A 16,398-nucleotide genomic window follows, 5' to 3' on the forward strand; every position below is an offset into this window, starting at 1 on the left:
GTGGATAAGGGACGGACGTAAGCACCGCAGGAGCGAGTGAAACGAGCGACGAGGAGCGCAGAGAGCGTCTGCCCGCCTCACGGCTGGGGCTTCGGAGGCGTTCGCCGCCGATTGGCGGGCAGCTATTCACTACAGAACGGCGACATCACTGGGGACGGTTCCCTCCCTAGAAACGTATTAGTCCGCGATCGCTTCCGACTCGGCGGTCATCGCAGACGGGTCCTTCACCCAGAGATCGCCGAACAGGTCGTCCTGCTGGAGGCGGACCGAGCCGCGGTGGGCCATGAACAGCAGCGCGAGGTACGTCATGAACGGGCGGCCGCCGGCGCTCTCGATCTCCGCGAACAGCACTTCCGTGCGCCCGCGGTCGAAGTGCGTCCGAAGGACGCTGTCGATCTCCCCGATCACCTCCTCGATGTCCTCGTCGTGGGTGCGGTCGGTCGCCTCGCCCGCGGTCGGCTCGCCGTCCTGCCGGAACTCGTCGCCGGCGCGGTAGTCGAGCGTCTGCGTGCCGCGGGCGTGGCCGTGCGGCGACTCCGAGGTGTCGTACTCCCGGGAGTCCTTCCACCACGAGCCGCGCTCGGCCTCGCGCAGCTCCCGCACGAGCTCGTCGAGCGTCTCCGGCGACCCGCGAGTGTTCTTCCGGTCGAGCCGGCGGTCGATCTCGGCCTCCAGCTTGTCGACCGGGTCGAACCCGTCGGCGGCCGGGTCGGGCGCGCCGCCCTCCATCGCGACCTCCCACGGCTCTGGCTCCGGCTCCTCGTCCTCGTCGTCGTCCGCCAGCATGCCGTCGCTTTTCATCCGGAGGAGGACGCTGGCGTAGAACAGCGCCCGGCCGGTCGTTCGGAGGTCCGTCTCGTCGAGCTTCTCCAAGAAGGCGTCCGTCACTTGGACGATGTCGATGTCCCACGGTTCGATCTCGCCCTCCTCGGCGAGCTGGACGAGGAGCTCGACTGGCTCGACCTCGTCGTCGTCGGTCTCGTCCGGCGGTGCGACATCGGGCACGTCCGACGGTGAGACGTCGGGCACGTCCAAATCGGGCGCGCCGGTCGACTCCGCCTCGTCTCCGGACGCGTCGTCCGTGAACGGGGCCGCGCCGTCGCGGTCGCTCGTCAGGTCGAGGTCCGGGACGCCGCCGGCGGCCCCGTCGCCCTTCTCAGTCATCCGCACTCACCTCCTCGTCGGCGTCGTCGCCGAACTGCATCCCGGTCACCGCCGAGAGGTTGTCGCCCTGCATCGTGACGCCGATGGCGCGGTCTGAGCGCTCCAACAGCGCCGCGCGGTGGCCGACGACGACGAACTGCGCCTCCTCGGCCAGCTCCTCTATCATCTCGCCGACGCGCTCGGCGTTGACGGCGTCGAGGAAGGCGTCGATCTCGTCGAGCGCGTAGAACGGCGCGGGGTTGTGGCGCTGAACGGCGAAGATGAAGGACAGGGCGGTGAGCGACTTCTCCCCGCCGCTCATCGCATCGAGCCGCTGGACCGGCTTGTCCGCGGGCTGGGCCTTCATCGTCAGCCCCTCCTCGAACGGGTCCTCGGGGTTCTCCAAGACGAGCTCCCCCGTCCCGGCCGAGAGGCGCGCGAAGATGTCCTCGAAGTGGTCGTTGATCGACTCGAACGTCTCCATGAACGTCTCCTTCTTCGCCGCCTCGTACCCCTCGATGCGTTCCTCGATGGCGTCGCGCTCCTCGACGAGCACGTCCCGGCGCTCCCGGAGCTCGTCGAGCGCGGCCTCGACCTCCTCGTACTCGTCGATCGCGAGCATGTTCACCGGCTCTAACGCCTCCATCTCGGTCTCCAGCTCCTCGATCCGCGACTCGACCTCGTCGAGGTCGGGGATCTCGTCGGCCTCGTAGGCGCCGACCTGCGACTCTAACTCGTCGATCTCCCACTCCAAGCGGTCGCGGCGGTCGGTGAGGTCCGACAGGTCCGACTCGGCCTCGGCGACGAGCGACCGCTGCTCGTCGCGCGCCTGCGTCGCCTCGCGGATCTCCTCGCGGAGTTCCTCGCGGTCGCTTTTCAGCGCCGAGAGCTCTTCTTCGAGGTCGGCGATCGCCTCCTTCTTCGCTTCGAGCTCCGCCTCCCTCTCCTCGATCGCCGCCTCGTGGTCGGCGATCGCCTCCTCGGCCTCCGCCTTCGCGTTTTGGGCCTCCTCGACGTCGTCGTGGAGGTCGTCGAGCGCGTCCTCGGCGTACCCCTTCTCTAACTCCAGTTCGTTGATCCGGCCGTCGAGCGAGCTCATGCGGTCGTCGAGGTCGCCGATCTCGGCGCGGATCTCGTCGGCGCGCTCGGAGAGCTCGGGGATCTTCGAGTCGGCGAGTTCGGCCTCGATCTCGTCGATCTCGGCCGCGAGCTCGTCGATCTCCGCGTCCGTCTCCGCCAGCTCCTCGTCTAACGCGGTCATTTCCGCGTCGACCGACTCGCGTTCCGCCTCCAGCTCCTCCAGTTCGGCCTCTAGCTCCTCGATCCGGGCTTCCGCCTCCGCGAGGTCGTCTTCTGCGCGCTCGACGTCCGCCTCCAGCGACCGGACGCGCTCGGCCGCGTCGGCCTTCCGGTCGCGCGCGTCCTCGATGTCGTCGTCGAGCGCGTCGATCTCGGACTGGACCGACCGGCGCTCGTCTTCGAGTTCCGAGATCTCCGTCGCGAGCCGTTCGATCTTGCCGCCGCCGGACTTCGTGAACGAGTAGCGGGAGCCGCCGCCGGAGCCGCCGGTCATCGCGCCCGACTTCTCGACGAGGTCGCCGTCGAGGGTGACCATCCGGTAGTCGCCCATCAGATCGCGGGCGGTCGCCATGTCCTCGACGACGAGCGTCGAGCCGAGCACGTACGAGAAGATCGACTCGTACTCGGCGTCGTAGTCGACGAGGTTCCGCGCGAAATCGACGACGCCCGGCAGCGAGGGTTTCCGCGGCAGGCTCCGGTCGTCCATCTCCGTGACGGGGAGGAACGTCGCCCGCCCCGCGTTGCGCCGCTTGAGGTAGTCGATACAGGTCGAGCCGACACCGTCGTCGTCGACGACGACGTTCGCCAGCCGCCCGCCGGCCGCGGTCTCGCAGGCTTCGGCGTAGTGGGCTTCGACAGAGGCGAGTTCGCCGACCGCGCCGTGGACGCCGTCGATGCCGCCGTTCTTCACCTCGGTGACCGCCCGGGGCCACGAGGCGTCGCCGCGCTGGTCGGCCGCCGCCTCCAGCTTGGCGTACTCGTTCTGCTTCTCGCGGAGGGTGTCCTCGATCGCCTCGAGGCGCTCCTCTGCTTCCGCCTTCTCGGCGAACAGGTCGGCGACCGCGTCCTCGATGGTCGCCTGATTCTTCTCGGCCTTGTCGAGCTCCCCTTTCAGCTCGGAGATCCGCGCTTTGTGTTCCGGGAGCGACTCCCGGGCCTCCTCCAGCTCCTCGCGAGCCTCGCTCACCGCGTTCGAGCGGCGGCGGGCCTCGTCGAGCAGCCGGTCTTTCTCACGTTGCGTCTCGTTTTTTTCCTCGCGGAGCGACTCGATCGCCTCCTTCTTCTCCGACAGCTCGGCCTTCAGCTCGTCGAACTCGGTGTCGGCACCCTCGATCTCCGCCTCGACGTCGGCCAACTCGGAGCGCTTCGTCGCCAACTCCGATTTCACCGCCGCCTTCTCCACTTTCGTCTCGCGGATCTCGCCTTCCAACTCCTCGATTGTCTCCTCCTTGCGGTCGATCTGGACGAACGCCTGCCGGCGGTCGTTCTCGGCGGACTCGGCGCGCGACTCCGCCGACTCGATCCTGTCTTCCAGCCGCGAGATCCCGCCTTTGATCTCCTCGATCTCCGAGCGGATCTCGATCTGCTCGTCTTCGCCCTTCGTCTCGATCTCGTGGTTGAGGTCTTCGAGGTCCTCCTCCAGCCGGGTGAGCTTCCCCTGTCTGGCGTCGAGTTCCGCGCGGAGCTCACCGAGGTCCGCCTCGGCCTCGTCGATGTCGGCCTCGACGGTCGCGAGCGCGTCGCGCTTCTCCTCCAGCTCGGAGGCCTTGCGGAACCCGCGGTACTCCTCTAACTCGTCGCGGAGCTCCTGGTACTGGAGGGCGGTCTCGCGCTCGTCGGAGAGCCGGTCGAGCCGGTCCTCCTTCTCGCCGATCCGGAGGTCCGCCTCGCCGATGCGGTCCTCGACGGTGTCGAGCTCCTCGTAGGCGGCCTCCTTCTTTTCGTCGAACTCGGCGACGCCCGCGATCTCGTCGATTATTCCCCGCCGCTGGTAGGGGGTCATGTTGATGATCTCGGTGACGTCACCCTGCATGACGACGTTGTACCCCTCCGGCGTCACGCCCGCGGCCGCGAGCAGATCCTGAACGTCCGAGAGGTTCACCGAACGGCCGTTGAGGTAGTAGTACGAGTAGTAGTTGTCCTCGGTCTCCTTGACGCGCCGCTTGATCGTGATCTCGGAGACGTCGCCGACGTTCTCCGTGCCGGCCGCGGAGACGACCTGCGACCGGTCGAGGGTCCCGTCCTCGTTGGAGAGAACCACCGTCACCGAGGCCTCGTTCGGCCCGTCGGCGGCCTCGCCGTCGTCGTGGCCGGGGTTGTAGATGAGGTCGGTGAGCTTCTTGGCGCGGATCCCGCGAGTGCGGGCGAGGCCGAGCGCGAACAGCACGCCGTCGATGATGTTCGACTTCCCCGAGCCGTTCGGGCCGGTGACGACCGTGAAGTCCTCGTAGAAGGGGATCCTCGTCGTTCGCCCGAAGCTCTTGAACCCGTCCAGAACGACTTCAGTGATGTGCATGTGGTCGGAGGCGACCGGTTACGCGACGATGATGTCGTCGCCCTCGCTCGACTCGCCCTCGTCGTCCTCGGCGGGCTCCTCGGCCGCCGCGTCGGCGTCGGGCGTCGTCGCCGACTGCTCGGGCACGATGACGTCCTCACCGTCGCTCGCGGCGTCCGCGCTGGCCGCGTCCGCCCCGTCGGACGACTCCTCGACGGACTCGAAGACGTCGACGTGGTCGTCGGAGTGGGTCGTCCGCTCGCCGCCGGACGCCGAGTCGTCCCCGGCCTCCTCGGCCGCGGGGTCGTCTCCCGCCGAGCGATCGGCCGCGGGCTCGGCGTCGGACGCACTCGCCTCGGCGCCGGCCGCCGGGCCGGCGGCGTCGGCCTCGACCGCGACCGACCGCTCGTCTTCGAGCTGTCGGACGCGTTCCTTCATCTCGACGAGCTCCTCGGTGAGCCCGTTGACCGCCGCCTGTAGCTCCGCGACCTGCCGTTCGAGGTCCTCGACGCGGTTACTCATTATATTCACGCATGCTCGCGCGACGCGTATAAATCTGCGTCAGACACATGTGTGACCAAATACCACGATCGGGGGCGAACGCCGCGGCGTATCGACGTTCGGCCAAACATTTCGGATTCGGTAAACGTGTCAGACAACGGGGGAAGATACTTGTACCGACCGGCGGTACGAGTCCGGTATGAGCAAGATCACCTTCCGGGCGGACGACGACCTCGTCGACCGGCTGGAAGCGTGTGACGCCTCCAAGAGCGAGGTAATGCGGGAGGCGCTCCGGACGCACCTCGACGAGGTCGACGCGGAGGACGGCGCGTCCGACGCGTCCGACGCCGCGGCCGGGAGCGTCGACGACGCCCTCGCGGACCGCGTCGACGAGCTGATCGCGGAGCGGCTCGACGCGGCGTTCGACGAGCGGCTCGGCTCGGCGGACGGCGCCGGTCTACCCGCGTACGCGCCCGGCGGCGCCGGCGGCGCCGGCGACGTCAACGTAAACGTCACGCTCGACGCGCCGTCAGCCGGGTCGAGCGAGCCGGCGGAGGCCGTCAGTGTGGCGCGTGAGACGGCCGAGGCGGCGGACTCGGGCGGACGTAAGACGGAGGATAGCGTCGGTGCCCGGAACCGTGAGGCGCAGACGGGCGAAAGTGCTTGCGGTGGCTGCGGCGAGGTCGTCCCGCGAGAGCACGTGTACTGCCCGAACTGCGGAGAAAAGCAGTCGCACAGAGCGTTCTGCGAGTGCGGTGACGAGATCCGGACGGACTGGGCGTTCTGCCCTGGCTGCGGTCGGCGGACCCCGGCCGCAGACGTATTGAAAGACAGGTAACAGGTTGTAAGCGCTCAAATCCGTCGAAATCGACCGACTCAGCGGTCTGTCTTACAACGTCCGATAGTTTTATATTGGTAGCCTCGGTGATTTGAGTTGCGTAAGACGGTCGTCTTACAACGGGCGTCCGGCTCGGGGCACGGCCCCCTGCCCGGGCGGCTCCGGACTGTAAGACACACGCGTCGCGTGTTCGCCGTCTTACCGGGGGAATACAATGGAGCGTGTGACACTACGAATCCCGAAACAGCAGATCGACGAGGTCGAACAGATGGTGGAAACGGGCGAGTTCCCGAACCGGAGCGAGGCGATCCGGTCGGCCGTCCGAGACATGTTGAACGAACAGGACGGCGAGCGCGACGAGCGCGGCCGCAACCGCAGCTGGGCGAAGGTGTAAACTGATGCAAGATCTCGTTCAGGACGCCCTCGACAACGCGGAAGCGGAGAAACGCGACATGGACGTCGACATGGACGACGACGAGTTCGGGGACCCCCGGATCGTCATCGTCGGTGCCGGCGGCGCCGGGAACAACACGGTCAACCGGCTGTACAACATCGGCGTCGACGGCGCCGACACCGTCGCCATCAACACGGACAAACAGCACCTCAAGATGATCGAGGCCGACACCAAGATCCTCGTGGGCAAGTCGCTCACGCAGGGGCTCGGTGCCGGCGGCGACCCCAAGATGGGCGAGCGCGCCACGGAGATGGCGCAGGGGACGATCAAAGAGGTGCTCGGCGACGCGGACCTCGTCTTCGTCACCGCCGGCATGGGCGGCGGCACGGGCACCGGCGCGGCGCCCGTCGTCTCGAAGATCGCCAAAGAGCAGGGCGCCATCGTCGTCGGGATGGTGTCGACCCCGTTCAACGTCGAGCGCGCCCGCACGGTGAAAGCCGAAGAGGGGCTCGAAGACCTCCGGAACGAGGCCGACTCGATCATCGTCCTCGACAACAACCGCCTGCTCGATTACGTCCCGAACCTGCCGATCGGGAAGGCGTTCTCCGTGATGGACCAGATCATCGCGGAGACGGTGAAGGGGATCTCCGAGACGATCACCCAACCGAGCCTCATCAACCTCGACTACGCGGACATGTCGACGATCATGAACCAAGGCGGCGTCGCGGTCATGCTCGTCGGCGAGACGCAGGACAAGAACAAGACCCAAGAGGTGGTCAACGACGCGATGAACCACCCGCTGCTCGACGTCGACTACCGCGGCGCCTCCGGCGGGCTCGTCCACATCACTGGCGGCCCGGACCTCACGCTGAAGGAGGCCGAGGGAATCGCGAACAACATCACCGAGCGGCTGGAGGCGAGCGCCAACGTGATCTGGGGCGCACGCATCCAGGAGGAGTACAAGGGGAAGGTGCGCGTCATGGCGATCATGACGGGCGTCCAGAGCGCGCAGGTACTCGGCCCCTCCACCCAGAAGCAGGCCGACAAGTCACGGGCGGCGGTCAACGCCGACGACCTCGGCGACTCGCGCTCCCGGGCCGCCGAGGCGAACGAGGCAGCAGGCGGTGCGGGCGGCGCAGGCGGCGCGGGCAACAGGGGCGAGCCGGCGGTCTCCGGCGGCACCGACCGCGGCTGGGAGTCCGACGGCGGCAGCGACCAGATCGAGAAGAACAACGGACTCGACGTCATCCGCTGACCCTCGGTCGTCCGGGGATCGACCGCGGTCGACTTTTTCCGACGCGCCGGCGCGCGTCTTCCGCGCTCAGACGGCTTCGATCGATTCTAGCAGCCGGCACTTCCGACAGACGTCGCGACTCGTCTGCGAGCCGCAGCGCTCGCACTCGCGGAGGGCGGAGCTCTCGCCGTCGGCGTCGTCTCCCTTCTCGCCGTCCCCGCGGTAGGCGTCGGCCGCCAGCGCGGACAGTTCCTCGTAGCCGGCCATGATCGAGTGGCGCGCGCCGGGGTGGTTCTCCTCTAAGGCGTGGATCGTCGACTGGATCTCGCCGCGGTACGCCTCCTCGGCGTGGGGGCACTCCGCCATGTGCGTGGGGAGGTCGCGGACGTGGCAGTACAGCGCGATCTCCTTTTCGGGCACGTCGCGGAGCGGCTTGGCACGCGGGACGAACGCGTCGGTGTCCCCGCGCTCGTCGAAGGGCCCGAGCGAGGCGTCGAAGTGTTTCGCGACCTGCCGCACGTCGCCTTCGAGGAAGTTCATCATGGCGGTCTGCGCCTCGTCGTCGAGGTTGTGTCCGGTGAGAAGCTTGTCCGCGTCGAACTCGGCGGCGTAGTTCTCCAGCAGGTCGCGGCGGAACACGCCGCAGTACGCGCAGGCCGCCATATTCTCGGGGTCGTCTTCGACCACGTCGTCCATCCGCACGTCGAACTCCTCCTCGTAAGACACGAGTTCGTGGCGCATGGAGAGGTCGTCGGCCAGCTCCACGCAGGCGTCCACGCTCGCGTCGCGGTACCCCTCGATCCCCTCGTGGATCGTTAAGGCGAGCATCTCCACGCGGGGGTCCTTCCCGAACACGTCGTCCAGGATCGTCGTCAGGGCGACGCTGTCTTTCCCGCCGGAGAGGCCGATCACCCAGCGGTCGGGGTCGTCGGGGGTCGCGTCCGGGTCGAGGAGGCCATCCTCGCGGACCCGACGCTTCACGCGCTTCTCGACCGACTGCCGGAGGTGTTGGCCGCAGAGGTGCGCCCCGGAGTAGGCGGCGTGGTGGATCGCGTCGGCCCCGCACTTGTCGCACTCCATCGGTGTCGGGTTGCGGTCGCGCGGGGATACCCGTTTCGGGCCAGCTACGCGAAGAGAGTAGTGAGACGGGGCGGCGGCGACGCCGGCGCAAACGATTCCGAGAGCCCGACCGTTCGCTCGGGAGTGGCGGAACACGGATTGGTCGAAACCGCCTCCGAGGCCCCAGCCGCGAGGCCCCGCACCTCACGCCTCCCCAGCCTCGTCGCCGGCTGCCAGAGGCGCGTCGCGCCTCGCTCCCGCTCACGCCCCGCGGGCGTTCGCGGCGTCCCTCGGGCGTGCTCCTCGCGGCCTGTCGGCCGCTCGCAGGCACTCGCCGTTGAGATCCGCGTAAACGCGTGTTAGACGCCAGTGATCCACGACTGAAGCCGTGGGATTCCTCCCTGTTCCTCTGTGAAACCCCGGACGCGTTGTCGCCGGTTCCGACACCGGTTTGTCGGCGGAACCCCCCGAATCGGCGTGACCGATTCCCCGACCGGGGCCGACCGCGATCCCGACCCGCGACCGCTTCGCGAGGACCCGCCGGCGGAGAGCCGCCGCCCCCGGCTCTGGCGGTACGGGTTCAACCTCCTGCCCGCGTACCGGGGGACCGGGGCGCGCGTCGACCACATCGCCGCCGGGTGGCGGTACGTCCGGATTCGGGTTCCGCTGAACTGGCGCACCCGGAACGCGGTCGGCACAATCTTTGGCGGCAGTATCTACGCCGCGATCGACCCGGTGTACATGATGATGCTCCGCCGCGTCCTCGGCGACGGGTTCACCGTGTGGGACAAGTCGGCGGCGCTGGAGTTCATCGAGCCGGGTCGCGACACGCTGTACGCGGAGTTCGAACTGCCGTCCAACGAAACCGAGGCGATCCGCGAGGAACTCGACCCGGGCGAGTCGACCGACCGCGAGTACCTCGTCTCGCTCGTCGACGAGGACGGGGGGGTCCACGCGGCCTGCGAGAAGACGCTGTACGTCCGCCGCGACGAGTGAGGAGCCGTCGCGAGCCGGCGGCGGGTCGGCTCAGTCGTCGGCGGCGCGTCCGACGGCGTCGAGCGGCGACACCGAGATGACCAGCCGGTCGTCCGCGGTGGTGCTCACCATCTTCGACTCGGCGAACCGGCTGCCGTCCGCCCGGAGCCCCGTGCTCGTCCCGCTCCACCGCTCGCCGCCGGTCACGGCCGGGATGATGTGGGTGCGGATGTGCTCGACTTCGTCGGCGGGGTGGAGCCGCTGCCACGGCTCACCTTCGAGCTCCTCGGGGTCGTACCCGTACAGCTCGCCGTACTCCTCGCCGACGAACTCGAAGGTGCCGTCCGGTCCCACGGTACAGACGCCGTCGAGCGCGACGTCCGAGGGACGGCCGTCGTCGAAGCCGGCGTCGAGGCGCCCGCGCTCGCCCGCCTCGGCGCGTTTGACGCGGCGGAGCAGTGCGGTGTAACCGTCCGCACCGCCGTGTTTCGAGACGTAGTCGCTGACGCCTGCGCGGACCATCTCGGCCGCGATCTCGTCGGGACCGGTCGCCGAGAACAGCAGGAACGGGAGCTCCGGCTCGGCCTCGCGCGCCGCCGAGAGCAGTTCGACGCCGGTGAGGCCGGGCATGTCGTAGTCGCTGACGACGCAGTCGAACGACTCGCGCTCGACGCGGCGGAGCGCCTCGCGGGGGTCCGTCTCGGCCGCCGTCTCGCAGCCGAGGTCGTCGTCTCGTTCGAGGTGCGTCGCCACGAGCCGGGCCAGCCCCGGTTCGTCGTCGACGCACAGGAGGCGAAACGTGTCCGTCATTGCGAGTCCTCGGGGAGTGGCGTACTTATCCGTGACCGTTCGATATTCAGGGCTGAGAATCGCGGACGAGACCGGTCGTTACGCGGTCGCGCCGGCGACGAGCGCCTCCTCGACCGTCTCGACGAAGCGGTCGGGGTGTTCGACGTGCGGGAGCAGCCGCGCGCGGTCGAAGACGACGAGGCGCGCGTCGGCCGCGTCCGCGAGTTCGCGGCCGTCCGTCAGGGGGCTCACGGTCGCCTCTCGGCCCCAGACGATCGTCGGGGGCACGTCGAGGTCGGCGAGCGCGGCCGCGAGGTCGATCTCGCTGTTGAGCGTCCCGGAGACGAACGACGCGGGTGCGAAGCGCGCGTTCTCGACGTGGGTCGTGCGCCACTCGTAGTCGGTCCACTCCGCGCTCGGGTTCGCCGGGTCGTCGTAGCCGTGGTCGGCGTTGAAGTACCGTATCGACGGCTTCGCCGTGATGGCGTTGAACAGCGCCCGGCCGACGAGCGGCGCGCGGAGCAGTTCGCGGAGCCACCCCTTCGCCGGACTCGGCCCCGCGGTCGCGGTGGGACAGACGGCGAGGAAGCCGCTCAGCTCGACCCCGCCGTCCGCGTCGCCGTCGTCGACCGCGGCGGCCGCGTACGCCGCCGACAGCGAGGAGGCGACGACCGCGGGCTCGTCGAACTCGGCGAGGAAGTCGTGAACGAAGTCCTCGTACAGCGCCGCGGAGTACCGGAGCGGCGGCCGGTCGGAGCGGTCGTACCCCGGGAAGTCGGGCGCGACGACGTGGTACTCGTCGGCCAGGTCGTCGAACACCGCGCGCCACTCGCCGGAGGAACCGGCGGCGTTGATCCCGTGGAGCAACACGAGGTCGGGGTCGTCCGGATCGCCCGCCTCGGTGTACGCGACATCCATCCCGCGCCAGCGGAAGAGGCCGTCGTCGCCGTCGAGCGGGGGCTCCAGTTCGCCCTCGTAGCGGAGGCCGGTGTTGAGCGCGGCGAGCGCGCCGACGCCGAGGACGGCGCCGCCGAGGAGGTTCCTGAGCTTCATACAAACTGTTGGTTCGCTGGCGACTTATACTCGTGGGACGCGGCGGAACGCCGCCCCTCGGAGCGGGCCGGGCGTTCGGGGAACCGCCCGTCAGTCGCCGGCGTCGCCGTCCGCGGCCTCGTCGACGCAGTCGGCGATCGGACCGACGATCGCCTCGGCGACCGCGTACGGGTCCGTCTCCCGGTCGCGGACGCGCTCCGCGAGCCGGTCGATCCCGCCGTGCCGTTCGATCTCGGCGGTCGCGAGCGACCCCACGGCCGCCCGCACGAGCGTGCGGATCTCCTCGGCGTACCGGCGCCGCTCCGTCGCCGCGATCCGACCGGACTCCCGGAGGTAGGCCGCGTGCGCGTCGAACGTCTCGATCAGCGCCGCCACGCCCTCGCCGGTGTTCGCGACGGTCTCTAACACGTCGGGCGTCCACGACCCGTCGGAATCGCCCGCGTGCGGATCGGACCCGCTGTGTCCGGACCCACCCGCGCGGTCGCCGTCGCCGTGATCGGACGACGAGCCCCCGGCGCCGGTCGGGGCCGTCGAGGTCGCGCCGTGGTGGCCGGCGTCGCGTCCGGTCGTACCGCCCTCGCGGCGGTGGACCATCTCCTCTAGCTCGGCGACGGTCCGCTGTGCGCCGTCCATGTCAGCCTTGTTGACGACGAACACGTCGCCGATCTCGAGGATGCCGGCCTTCAGCGTCTGGACGTCGTCGCCGGAGCCGGGCTGGACGAGCACCGCGACCGTGTCGGCCGTGCGGACCACGTCCACCTCGTTCTGTCCGGCGCCGACGGTCTCTAACACGACCAAGTCCTTCCCGAAGGCGTCGAGCGCCTTCACGGCGTCCGCGGTCGCCGTCGAGAGTCCCCCGAGCTGACCGCGCGCGCTCATCGACCGGAAGAACACGTCCATGTCGCCGACGTTCGACCCCATCCGGATACGGTCGCCGAGGACGGCGCCGCCGGTGTACGGCGAAGAGGGGTCGACCGCGATCACGCCGACCGTGTCGCCGCGCTCGCGGTAGGCGGCGGCGAGCTTGTCGACGAGCGTCGACTTCCCGGCGCCGGGTGAGCCCGTGATCCCGACCACGTCCGCGCCGCCGGTGTGCTCGTGGAGCGCGGAGACGATCGCCCGGTAGCCCGGCGTCCGGTTCTCGATCTTGGTGATCACGCGGGCGAGGGCGCGGTGGCTCCCCGCGAGGAGGTCCTCGACGAGCGCGGCGTCCGCCTCGGAGAGCGTCGGCGCGTCGGCGACTGCGGATGCGTCCGGCCCGGCCATCTACGCGCGCTCCGGAACGTTGTTCCGGATGAACTCGATCGTCTCCTCCATCGGCGTCCCGGGGCCGAACACCTCGGCGACGCCGAGCTCCTTCAGGTCGTCCTCGTCCTCGTCCGGAATGATCCCGCCGACGAGGACGAGGGTGTCGTCGAACGCGTCGTACTCCTCGAGCCCCTCGATCACCTTCGGGACCAAGGTGTTGTGCGCGCCCGAGAGAATCGAGATGCCGAGCACGTCCACGTCCTCCTGAACCGCCGCCTGAACGATGTCCTCGGGCGCCCGGTGGAGCCCGGAGTAGACGACCTCGAAGCCGGCGTCGCGGAACGCCCGCGCGATCACGTGTGCGCCCCGGTCGTGGCCGTCGAGCCCCACCTTCGCGACCAGACACCGGACGGCCCGCTCCTGCTGTTCGGCACTCATGCCCCATGGTGGGTCACGTGCCCGCTTGATTCTAACGGAAGATAGGGAAGGTCCGAGCGGGGGACCCCCTCCGATCCGGATCCGCCACCGACGCGTTGAACGCGCGGACGACCGTAGATCGTCTCGTGACCGACACCAACGACGGCGATTCCGCGACCGCCGCGAGCGACCGCGGAGGCGGCCTTCCGCCCGAAACGCGGATCGGCCGCGGGGCGCTCCGGGTCGCCGACCTCGACGAGGCGGTCGCGTTCTACCGCGACGTGGTCGGGCTCTCCGTCCTCGACCGCAACGACGGGCGCGCGACGCTCGGGGCGGGAGGGGCCCCGCTGCTCGTGTTGGAACGCGACGCCGACGCGCCGGACCGAGAGCGGAGCGACGCCGGGCTCTTCCACACCGCGTTTCGTGTTCCCTCGCGGGCCGCGCTCGGCGAGGCGCTGGCGCGCGTCCGGGAGGGGTGGCGCCTCGACGGCGCCTCCGACCACCTCGTCAGCGAGGCGCTGTACCTCGACGACCCGGAGGGAAACGGGGTAGAGATATACCGCGATCGGCCGCGGGAGGAGTGGCCCCGCACCGGGAGCGGAACGGCGCGGATGGCGACCGAACCGCTCGATATCGAAGGAGTCGCCGAGGCCGCCGGCGACGGGAGCGACGGCGGCGGAGTCGGCTCCGCCGCCCTCGTCGATCGCGCTCCCGCCGACACCGATTTGGGTCACGTACACCTCGAAGTGACCTCGCTGTCGGCGTTCGAGGCGGTGTACGTCGACGGACTCGGCTTCGCGACGGGGATGAGCGGCCCTGACGTCCGGTTCGTCGCGGCCGGCGGCTACCACCACCACCTCGGCGCGAACACGTGGCGAGGGCGGACGACGCCGGCCGGCGGGCGCGGGCTGGCGTGGTTCGAGGTGGTCGTTCCGGACGTGGCCGCGCTGGACGCGGTCCGAACGCGGCTCGACGCGGTCGCGGCCGAGGGCGACGCCGAGTTTGCGGTCGCCGAGCGCGACGACGGGATCGTAGTCACCGACACCGACGGCATCGAGGTCCGCGTTCTGACTGAGTAGTCGGTCCCGCGGGTCCGCTCAGTGGCCGGCCTCGGACCGGCTCACGAACCGCTCACCCGACGATCGTCCGGAGCGTCGACTCGGTCAGGAAGGCGGTGACCCCGAGCGCCTCGGTCGTCATCCACCCGAGGAACACCGCGTACATGGCGAGGAAGACGTACCCCTCCTCGGTCGATATCTCGAAGTCCGTCGCGGACAGCACCACGACGACGAGCGTCGTGTAAAACAGGAACAAAAGCAGCGGGACGGAGGTGAGGAAGCCGATCGACACCCCGCCGGCGAGGATGACGCCGATCGGCAGCGCCGCGACGAGGTTGAACGTGTTCGTCCCGAAGACGTTCGCGACCGCCGCCCGCTTGTCGCCCGCCTGCCCCATCTTCACGCCGACGAGGAGGTCCGGGAACGAGCTCATCACCGAGAGCACGGTCACGGAGATCAGGAACGGCGGCGCGCCGAGCGCGTCGGCGACCTGAAGCGTCATGCCGATCATCGACTCGACGCCGACGAGCACGACGGCCAGCCCGCCCGCGAACAGGCCGAGCTGCTTCGGGACGTTCGTCGACTCGGCCCGTTTCCGATCCGACGCGCCGCTCTTGCCGCCGACGAGCAGGATGACGTACACGCCGTACAGTACCAACAGCCCGACGCCCATCTGCGGGGAGATCCGGGCGAGCTCCCGCCCGTCGGTCCCGAGGACGCCCAAGGCGATCACGCCGAAGAGGGCGAGGACCGCGACGGTGTAGAAGATGGCGTCGCGGTAGACGATCCCCTGCGTCGTCGCCGTGTCGCCGCTCGTGATGGCGACCGCGGCCGGGATGACCAAGATGTTGAACACCGCCGTACCGATGAGCGCACCGGCGCCGACGCCGAACTCGCCGAGGACCAAGACGGAGATCACGATGATCGCGAGCTCGGGGAACGACGTGGCGGCCGCGACGATCAGCCCGCCCTGTACCGCCTGCGAGACGCCAAAGTGGTCGCTGACCTTCGAGGTCGTGGACTCGACGACGTTCGCGCCCTTCCACGTCAGGAGGAACCCGATCACGCCGAGCGCGATCCAGACGACGAGCGGCTGGTCGCCGATGAGCTCGTAGAGTATCGTCACCGTGCGATCGGTACGCACGGAGCCGATTAGTGATTCCGGAAGCGCTCGGGTGGTCCGGCCGTCGGTGCGTCAGTCCGCCGGACGGCGCCCGCCGCGCGCGGCGACCGCACCGCGTCGGCGGCCGTTCCGGATCCCCGGGCGAATTTCGAGGAACGTTATCCGAACTTGCCCGTGATGTAGTCCTCGACGCGCTGCGCTTCGGGGTCCTCGAAGATCTTCGCCGTGTCGTCGTACTCGACCAGCTCGCCGCCGGTGAGGAACACGGCCGTCCGGTCGGAGATCCGGGCCGCCTGCTGCATGTTGTGCGTGACGATGATGACCGTGTACTCCTCCGCGAGGTCGTCGATCAGGTCCTCTATCTTCGAGGCCGCGACGGGGTCCAACGCGGAGGTCGGCTCGTCCATCAGGATGACTTCCGGGTCGGGTGCGATGGCCCGGGCGATACAGAGGCGCTGCTGTTGCCCGCCGGAGAGTTCGAGGCCCGAGGAGTCCAGCTGGTCTTTCACCTCGTCCCACAGCGCGGCGCCCTTCAGCGACTCCTCGACGCGCTCGTCGATGTCGCCGTCGAACCCCTGGATCTTCAGCCCGTACGCGACGTTGTCGCGGATCGACTTCGGGAACGGGTTCGGCTTCTGGAACACCATCCCGATCTTCCGGCGCAGGGCGACGGGGTCGACGTCGGCGTCGTACACGTTTTTGCCGCCGAACTCCACGTCCCCCTCGACGCGGCAGATCTCGATCATGTCGTTCATCCGGTTAATACACCGGAGGAACGTCGACTTCCCGCAGCCCGAGGGGCCGATGAGCGCGGTGACGCGCTCTTCGGGGATCTCCATCGTCACGTCGTCGATGGCCTGCTCGTCGCCGTAGTAGACGTTCAGGTTCCGCGCCGCCACCGCGGTGCCCGCGGCGGGCGCCGCGCTGTCGTCGTTCGAGTCCGCCTGTACCTCCGTCGTGATGAGCGAGTCGTCTGATGTGGTGTTACTCAT

Annotated in this window: 15 protein-coding genes; 5 read left to right on the forward strand and 10 right to left on the reverse strand. The window is 69.3% G+C overall.

From position 1 onward, the window contains the following. Nucleotides 1–177: 177 nt before the first annotated feature. From B9H04_RS05855 to B9H04_RS05865, 3 genes are read right to left on the reverse strand one after another with little or no spacing between them, the layout of a single operon-like run. The gene (locus B9H04_RS05855) at nt 178–1,164 is read right to left on the reverse strand and encodes a segregation and condensation protein A (RefSeq protein ID WP_085682530.1); all 987 of its coding nucleotides are present in this window, start codon (nt 1,162–1,164) and stop codon (nt 178–180) included. Next, on the reverse strand, nt 1,157–4,738 hold the full coding sequence (gene smc / locus B9H04_RS05860) for a chromosome segregation protein SMC (RefSeq protein WP_085682531.1): 3,582 nt from the start codon (nt 4,736–4,738) through the stop codon (nt 1,157–1,159). The genes B9H04_RS05855 and smc overlap by 8 nt, the downstream gene beginning before the upstream one ends. Before the next feature lie 18 nt (nt 4,739–4,756). Continuing rightward, nucleotides 4,757–5,239 carry a DUF7518 family protein gene (locus B9H04_RS05865; protein ID WP_049931492.1) on the reverse strand — a complete coding sequence of 161 codons (483 nt, stop codon included), beginning with the start codon at nt 5,237–5,239 and terminating at the stop codon, nt 4,757–4,759. 178 nt (nt 5,240–5,417) lie between these two features. On the opposite strand from B9H04_RS05865, the gene B9H04_RS05870 reads away from it, so the two are divergent. From B9H04_RS05870 to ftsZ, 3 genes are all read left to right on the forward strand, one after another. Then, the gene (locus B9H04_RS05870; protein ID WP_049931491.1) at nt 5,418–6,056 is read left to right on the forward strand and encodes a double zinc ribbon domain-containing protein; all 639 of its coding nucleotides are present in this window, start codon (nt 5,418–5,420) and stop codon (nt 6,054–6,056) included. A gap of 214 nt (nt 6,057–6,270) precedes the next feature. Next, complete coding sequence (locus tag B9H04_RS05875; protein ID WP_006111915.1) at nt 6,271–6,450, forward strand: ribbon-helix-helix domain-containing protein; 180 nt, start codon at nt 6,271–6,273, stop codon at nt 6,448–6,450. Nucleotides 6,451–6,454: 4 nt separating this feature from the next. Beyond that, nucleotides 6,455–7,705 carry a cell division protein FtsZ gene (gene ftsZ / locus B9H04_RS05880; RefSeq protein ID WP_049931490.1) on the forward strand — a complete coding sequence of 417 codons (1,251 nt, stop codon included), beginning with the start codon at nt 6,455–6,457 and terminating at the stop codon, nt 7,703–7,705. A gap of 66 nt (nt 7,706–7,771) precedes the next feature. On the opposite strand, the gene ncsA is transcribed toward ftsZ, so the two are convergent. Then, nucleotides 7,772–8,764: a tRNA 2-thiolation protein NcsA gene (gene ncsA, locus B9H04_RS05885; protein WP_049931489.1), complete on the reverse strand. Its 993-nt coding sequence runs from the start codon at nt 8,762–8,764 to the stop codon at nt 7,772–7,774. A 456-nt stretch (nt 8,765–9,220) separates the two neighbouring features. Between ncsA and B9H04_RS05890 the strand changes: the two genes are divergently transcribed. Beyond that, a complete protein-coding gene (locus B9H04_RS05890) occupies nt 9,221–9,739 on the forward strand; it encodes a DUF4442 domain-containing protein (RefSeq protein ID WP_085682532.1) in 519 nt (172 codons plus the stop codon). Between the two features lie 30 nt (nt 9,740–9,769). On the opposite strand, the gene B9H04_RS05895 is transcribed toward B9H04_RS05890, so the two are convergent. The 4 genes from B9H04_RS05895 to B9H04_RS05910 all read right to left on the reverse strand — a co-directional run bounded on the left by B9H04_RS05895 (nt 9,770) and on the right by B9H04_RS05910 (nt 13,246). Then, the gene (locus B9H04_RS05895; protein WP_049931487.1) at nt 9,770–10,528 is read right to left on the reverse strand and encodes a response regulator; all 759 of its coding nucleotides are present in this window, start codon (nt 10,526–10,528) and stop codon (nt 9,770–9,772) included. Nucleotides 10,529–10,606: 78 nt separating this feature from the next. After that, the gene (locus tag B9H04_RS05900; protein ID WP_049931486.1) at nt 10,607–11,560 is read right to left on the reverse strand and encodes an alpha/beta fold hydrolase; all 954 of its coding nucleotides are present in this window, start codon (nt 11,558–11,560) and stop codon (nt 10,607–10,609) included. A gap of 90 nt (nt 11,561–11,650) precedes the next feature. Further along, nucleotides 11,651–12,826, reverse strand: a complete 1,176-nt coding sequence (gene meaB / locus B9H04_RS05905) for a methylmalonyl Co-A mutase-associated GTPase MeaB (RefSeq protein ID WP_085682533.1) — start codon at nt 12,824–12,826, stop codon at nt 11,651–11,653. Then, the gene (locus B9H04_RS05910) at nt 12,827–13,246 is read right to left on the reverse strand and encodes a cobalamin B12-binding domain-containing protein (RefSeq protein ID WP_049931484.1); all 420 of its coding nucleotides are present in this window, start codon (nt 13,244–13,246) and stop codon (nt 12,827–12,829) included. Nucleotides 13,247–13,371: 125 nt separating this feature from the next. Here B9H04_RS05910 and B9H04_RS05915 point away from each other — a divergent pair, with 125 nt between their 5' ends. Then, nucleotides 13,372–14,304, forward strand: a complete 933-nt coding sequence (locus B9H04_RS05915) for a VOC family protein (protein ID WP_049931483.1) — start codon at nt 13,372–13,374, stop codon at nt 14,302–14,304. Nucleotides 14,305–14,356: 52 nt separating this feature from the next. On the opposite strand, the gene B9H04_RS05920 is transcribed toward B9H04_RS05915, so the two are convergent. Both B9H04_RS05920 and pstB read right to left on the reverse strand, forming a co-directional pair. After that, the gene (locus B9H04_RS05920) at nt 14,357–15,409 is read right to left on the reverse strand and encodes a sodium:calcium antiporter (RefSeq protein WP_049931482.1); all 1,053 of its coding nucleotides are present in this window, start codon (nt 15,407–15,409) and stop codon (nt 14,357–14,359) included. Between the two features lie 155 nt (nt 15,410–15,564). Then, nucleotides 15,565–16,398, reverse strand: a complete 834-nt coding sequence (pstB, locus tag B9H04_RS05925) for a phosphate ABC transporter ATP-binding protein PstB (protein ID WP_049931481.1) — start codon at nt 16,396–16,398, stop codon at nt 15,565–15,567.

The sequence above is a fragment of the Halorubrum ezzemoulense DSM 17463 genome, from assembly GCF_002114285.1.
GTDB lineage: Archaea > Halobacteriota > Halobacteria > Halobacteriales > Haloferacaceae > Halorubrum > Halorubrum ezzemoulense.